Origin of the sequence: Micromonospora sp. NPDC051300, assembly GCF_044455315.1 — a bacterium.
In the GTDB taxonomy this organism is placed as follows: Bacteria; Actinomycetota; Actinomycetes; order Mycobacteriales; family Micromonosporaceae; genus Micromonospora; species Micromonospora robiginosa.
In genome coordinates this window covers 1-1,281 of the sequence record NZ_JBITEP010000072.1, presented here as the reverse complement: position 1 = coordinate 1,281, position 1,281 = coordinate 1, and the positions used below count along the sequence as shown (strand labels likewise).

Below are 1,281 nucleotides of genomic sequence, written 5' to 3'. Positions count from 1 at the left end.
TGAAGTGACCCCTATCGGCCGGACACCTCGATGTCTGTCAGGGACTCTCGGTGGATCTTCTCGTAGGTGTCGGGGCTGACGTTACCCAGACGGCTGTGCCGTCGGCGAGGGTTGTAGAAGCCTTCGATGTAGGAGAAGACCTCCATCTCCAGTTCATGGCGAGACGGCCAGGCCCGGGTGTAGACCAGTTCGGTTTTGAGGGTGGCGAAGAACGTCTCGGCCATGGCGTTGTCGTAGCAGTCCGCGACCGAGCCCATCGACGCGAGGACGCCGCAGGAGCGCAGGGTCCGGCCGAACTCGAACGACGTGTACTGCGTTCCCCGATCCGAGTGGTGAATGACCTGGTCGCGGGCCGGCCGGCGGTGCTGGATAGCCATACCGACCGCGTCGAGGATCAACTCCGTGCGCAGGTGATCGGCCATCGCCCACCCGACGACTCGCCGTGAGTAGGCGTCAACGACGACCGCGAGGTAGAGGAACCCTTCCCAGGTGCGCAGGTAGGAGATGTCGGCGACCCACAGCCGGTTCGGTGCGGTGGCGGTGAACTGCCGCTGGACCAGGTCCGGTGCGGTGGCGGTGGACGCGGCCTTGCGGCGGGGCTTGCCGCGCCGCCGGCGGTGGGCGCCCTCGATGCCGGCCAGCCGCATCAGTCGGGCCACCGCCTTGCGGTTCCACCGGTGACCGCGATCGTGCAGCTCGGCGGTGAGGCGGCGGGCGCCGTAGACGCCTCGGTGCTCCGACCACGCCTGCCGGGTGACCTCGACGCGCTGCTCGTCGTGGCGTTGCCGGTCGGCGGCACGTTGTCGACCGGCGCGCAGCCACTGGTAGAAGGCGCTGTGGCCGACGCCGAGCAGGCGGCAGAGCAGACGGACCGGGTAGGTGGTCTTCTCCGCGTCGATGAACCGATACACGTCGGTCCGGTTCACCGCTCCGTCTCGCGCGCGAAGAAGACCGCGGCTTTTTTCAGGATCTCCTTCTCCAGCTCCAGCTGGGCGACCTGACGCCGCAACCGCACCAGCTCAGCCCGCTCGTCCACGGCCAGGTCGCTGGGCCGGCCGCCGTCGCGTTCCCGTCGCATCCGGTCGACCCAGTTGCGCAGCGTCTCGTGGTTGACGCCCAACTCCCGGCCGACGTCGCGGATCGTGCGACCGGAATCGAGCACCAACGCCGCGGCCTGGCGCCGGAACTCCTCGGGGTACTTGCTCTGTCGAGCCACAGCGTTTCCTCCTCCTCGGCAGGATGCCAAGTCAGGAGGTGTCCGGTCTCAGGGGGTCACTTCAG

At 68.2% G+C, this 1,281-nt stretch carries 2 protein-coding genes; both read right to left on the bottom strand.

All coding sequences use genetic code 11. The features are described from left to right. Positions 1-11 precede the first annotated feature (11 nt). The gene (locus tag ACIA5A_RS30900) at positions 12-926 is read right to left on the bottom strand and encodes an IS3 family transposase (protein WP_396768317.1); all 915 of its coding nucleotides are present in this window, start codon (positions 924-926) and stop codon (positions 12-14) included. Continuing rightward, on the bottom strand, positions 923-1,216 hold the full coding sequence (locus ACIA5A_RS30895; protein WP_396768315.1) for a transposase: 294 nt from the start codon (positions 1,214-1,216) through the stop codon (positions 923-925). The genes ACIA5A_RS30900 and ACIA5A_RS30895 overlap by 4 nt, the downstream gene beginning before the upstream one ends. Positions 1,217-1,281 lie beyond the last annotated feature (65 nt).